General features: G+C 51.3%; 3 protein-coding genes and 2 tRNA genes. All 5 read left to right on the forward strand.

The window, feature by feature from the left end:
- Position 1 precedes the first annotated feature (1 nt).
- The 5 genes from MVB78_RS08835 (at position 2) to MVB78_RS08855 (ending at position 3,870) form a co-directional block, all read left to right on the forward strand.
- Positions 2 to 77: transfer RNA gene (locus tag MVB78_RS08835), tRNA-Arg, on the forward strand.
- Positions 78 to 612: 535 nt separating this feature from the next.
- Positions 613 to 688 (forward strand) — tRNA-Gln (locus MVB78_RS08840).
- A 358-nt stretch (positions 689 to 1,046) separates the two neighbouring features.
- Positions 1,047 to 1,277, forward strand: coding sequence for a hypothetical protein (locus MVB78_RS08845; RefSeq protein ID WP_297490442.1), 231 nt, complete (start codon positions 1,047 to 1,049; stop codon positions 1,275 to 1,277).
- Positions 1,261 to 1,716, forward strand: a complete 456-nt coding sequence (locus MVB78_RS08850) for a hypothetical protein (protein WP_367271006.1) — start codon at positions 1,261 to 1,263, stop codon at positions 1,714 to 1,716. The genes MVB78_RS08845 and MVB78_RS08850 overlap by 17 nt, the downstream gene beginning before the upstream one ends.
- 258 nt (positions 1,717 to 1,974) lie before the next feature.
- Entirely contained in the window at positions 1,975 to 3,870 is a 1,896-nt protein-coding gene (locus tag MVB78_RS08855; RefSeq protein ID WP_297490444.1) for a hypothetical protein, read from the forward strand.
- The last annotated feature ends 89 nt before the right edge of the window (positions 3,871 to 3,959 follow it).

Here is a 3,959-nt window from a genome sequence, read left to right on the forward strand (position 1 = left end):
AGGGCCCGTGGCCTAGGGGACATGGCGCCGGCCTTCGGAGCCGGTACCCCCGGGTTCGAATCCCGGCGGGCCCGCCACAGAAATTTTGCCTGCGCAAAGTTTCATCAAAGTTCGCATGTCGTTTTTGGGATTCTCAGTTTTAGAGGGGTTTGCTCTTTCACCTGCTGGTTCTGCAGTGTTTCACTATGAGTACAACGCTCAAAGGGCGTTAATGGGAAGTTGAAACCTGTTTTAGATTGCTTTTTCAAGTGTAAACCCGCTTTGAGTTTTTAATCTTGAGGGGACATGCAAACTCATTCCAGGCAGTTTTGGTGGAAGTTTACTCTTTGATCAAACTTTGCAGAGCAAAGTTTGCTTGCTTCGCAAAGCGCTGGCGGAAAGTTATCAACTGTTTTTAGAATTCTAAAGTGAAGGCGGATTTCTTATCTAACTGGTGCAATTTAGTTGAGTTCTCCAAGTATTCTCTTTTCTCAGGAGTTCCTTCAAACCGTGGGTCTGCCTCATCTTGTCTGATAAGTCCCAGAACTTGGGCAGCCGTCGGGATATAAGAGTTGTGTCCCCAATGCCGAGGGCAAAATTTATAAATCGCTCCCGTAAGCTATCAACGGGCACAGCCCCGTGGTGTAGCGGCCAAGCATGCGGGACTCTGGATCCCGCGACCGGGGTTCGAATCCCCGCGGGGCTACCACTCAACCGGGCTCCAGATGAACTTCGAACCCCGCTGGCTTGCTCATTTTCACCATGTGATCCCATTGATAGGCTCTCAATTGCTTTTTCCAGTTTCTACCGGCCGTTTCATTTACTTTTTTCTCCTGAGAGCATTGCCCTTTGGAGCGGCGAGGAGGTCAGTTCTCAAGACTCTTCCCGTAACCATCATCTTCTCAGCGCTTCCAGCTCCTCGTTGCTGGTGGGGCTTCTTCCGACCCTCCGATTTTCATACTCCCCGGTCAATCTTTGTCCGTTTTTCAGACTTTTGAGGAACCTTTAAGTAGTTGAAGAACCAATAAAGAATGTTGGGTTTTAATGCGGACACGGGGGCTGATGGGATGACTGATGAGGAGCTTGAGGCTCGGATAAAGGGCCTCCTCAAGGTTCATGGGTCGTTGGGAACGGCCTTTATAACCCGCTTCCTGAACGAGGGCGGAGTGCCCTGCACGAGGCAGAAGGTTGAGAGGGTTCTCAGGAGGATGGTCTCCTCCGGGAAGGTTGAGTTCTCCTACTCACCTGTAAACCGCAGGAGGCAGTACAGGCTCAGGGGAGGTGGGCCTTCTGATTGAAGAAGTCCCCAACTCCCAGATGATCCTCGGGAACAGCAGGAGAACCCTCATGGTGAGGTTCCTTCAGGAGAGGGAGGGTTCTGCCGAGCTCAGGGAGCTCGTTGACTACATCTCAGAGATGGAGGGTTCGACGGACAGGAAGCACAGGAAGAGCGTTTACGTGAGTCTCCTCCAGACTCACATCCCGAGGATGGAGAGGGAGGGGGTTATCAGGTTCAAGAGGGGCAGGCTCACCCTCCTCCAGGTCCCGGATGACGTGACCGTCTACCTCGAGGTTGTTAAGAGAAACGACATAAGCTGGAGCGCCTTTTACGTGGGTACCTCCATCCTGTTCCTCGTGGCGGGGTTTTATTTAGCAAGCTTTCCTCTGGTTGTCTCCTCCCTGGTGTACCTCACCATGGGTCTGTTTCACCATGCCAAGGTCAAGAAGCTGCTCTAAACCATGTTTCCTTTGTATCCCGTCCGTTTTCTGGGTTTTCTGGAAGGATGTTATGCTAAGGTGTTGGAGTACTTTTTTCTGTAAAGATCCTCTGAACTCGTTCTCTGTGAGATTTTTCATACGTGAGGTGTAACCTTTTGTTTATGTTCTGCATTTACTATTAATCGATAAGTGATATGTATGTATGATATTCGTTAATATCATAAAGTTTTTAAGTGGGCATTCCATCCCAATGGTGAAGGATTTGGGGGTGCTACGATGAGAAGGGGACTATCCGTTGCGGCAATACTGACCCTGCTGGCTCTGGCGGTAGTGTCGAGTGCGCTGTCAGCCGGACCCGTCTCCGAGGCGTCGGCGGCCCCTTACGTGCCCAGGAAGGGGGAGATACTCGTCAGCCATATGAACTACGACCCCAACACTTCCCTGGCGGTTGTAAGCTGGAAGATACCCCAGGGCTATTCAACTGCGGATTACTACCTGTACCTCGGCGACGATGGGGTCTCCGCATCGAAACGCATCCACATCGCGCAGGCAAATGCAAACGTTTCCTACGTGGCCACGGTGATATGGCTCGCCAGGTACCACTACTTCAAGCTGGTCATGAAAGTCCCGGGTGGGAGAACCTTTGAAAGCCGCTGGGTAAGTCCGTATTCGCTGCCTCCCGGGGCGGTCTCGATCAGGCTTCCAAATCCGCAGGCAATTGGATCTGGTCAGATCTGCCCAGACTTATTCGGCATTAACTGGAGCAAAATTAAGAAAGGGCTGAAGTTCATAGTCAGCGTGGCGCCCGGTGCTTCTGATGCCTATGCTGTCTACTCAGCGTACTCAACGTGTACTAATCATGGGTTGAAATCCTGGGAATGCTGGACGGACCTCGGTACTACAGCGGCAGTACTTATGCTCGTCCCTGAGGACGCAGGAGCTGCGAAAAATCTCCTGAAAGACGGCGTGGAGGAGCTCGTTGACCACCTTGGCATAGCTGAAGTAGAAAAAGCGGCGGAAGAGGGCGCCTCAAAATCGGTACCTGATGCGGCTGTGCTTTCGGATGAGCTGGCTAACGAGCTGAAGGACACCGGGGTCATCAAGTCGGTCGAGAATCCCGAGACCGGAAAAACGGAGAACGTTATCCCGAGCGGTTCGTATAAGCTTGCTGATGAGGGAATGCAAGACAATGAAAACATCAACATTCTCAAAGATCTCGAAAAGGACGGCCTATCGGAGGAGACCATAGCGAAGGAAACCGAGAGGGGCCTGAGCCTGGGGGAGATCAAGAGCAACGTCGACTACCTCCTAAATCTGAAAATTCCCCCGGAGGTCATTGAGGAAGAGGTGGAGCACGGCATAAGCACGAGTGAAATGGTCGAGGACGTCGGCTACTTCATCGAGCACGGGATGAGCGAGGAGAGCGTTGGGAAGGTTGTTGCGTACGAGGTCGAGCACGGGCTGACGACGAGGGCCGTAAGGGAGTACGCCGACGATCTCGTCGAGATGGGTGTCTCGGAGGATAATGTTGGGCACGTTATAGCCGAGGCGGCGGAGCACGGCACAACTGCAAGCGCGCTCACACAGGGGCTTGACATGTTCCTTGGAAGTGCAGAAAGACTGGAGAAAGAGACCACCCTAACTATTAACGTTAACGGGGAGCTCAAAACCATAAAGATCGTGATAAAGAAGGGGAACGAAGACGGCGGGCTGATACACTGGTGGCTGAGGCACGTCATAGGGTACGAAATGACAAGTCCGAAGAAGCCAGTTACAGACTTCTGGCCGATGGGTCAGAAGATTATTGTCAACGGTGAGGCTAAGCAGCTTCCCTGCGTGATTAAAGATTCACAGCAACTGGCTCAACTCCTAACGAAAACACTACAAGAAATGGAAGAGAACCCTCAGAAATACTTTATTAGCCAAAGGACAGGAAACCTAAGGAACAATTTCAAAGAGGATATTACAATTCCCCCTGAAATGGCTGAGGAGCTTAGGATTCCAGCGGGGAGCATTGAGAAAGTTAGATTAATGTTTGGCTACAAGCAGGTAATTGACCAGGAGACAAACAAGAGAGTGAACGTCTACACTTTAGAAAGCTTTTTTCCGGTAAAGGGAAAAGCAGTGTACGAGTACCAGAGCTGGAGCAATAACTGGATCCAAAAGGGGTGATGAACATTGGCGGAGAACAAGATTATCATTGAGGGAAAGCACCTCCGATTGGAGGTTGATTTGAATGAGTGCAATGACGTGGATAACTA

Origin of the sequence: Thermococcus sp., from assembly GCF_026991495.1 — an archaeon.
Lineage (GTDB): Archaea > Methanobacteriota_B > Thermococci > Thermococcales > Thermococcaceae > Thermococcus.

Bases quoted from the DNA above. Each gene is read 5' to 3' on its own strand.
- MVB78_RS08845 (WP_297490442.1), top strand. From the start codon at position 1,047: ATGACTGATGAGGAGCTTGAGGCTCGGATAAAGGGCCTCCTCAAGGTT.
- MVB78_RS08855 (WP_297490444.1), top strand. From the start codon at position 1,975: ATGAGAAGGGGACTATCCGTTGCGGCAATACTGACCCTGCTGGCTCTG.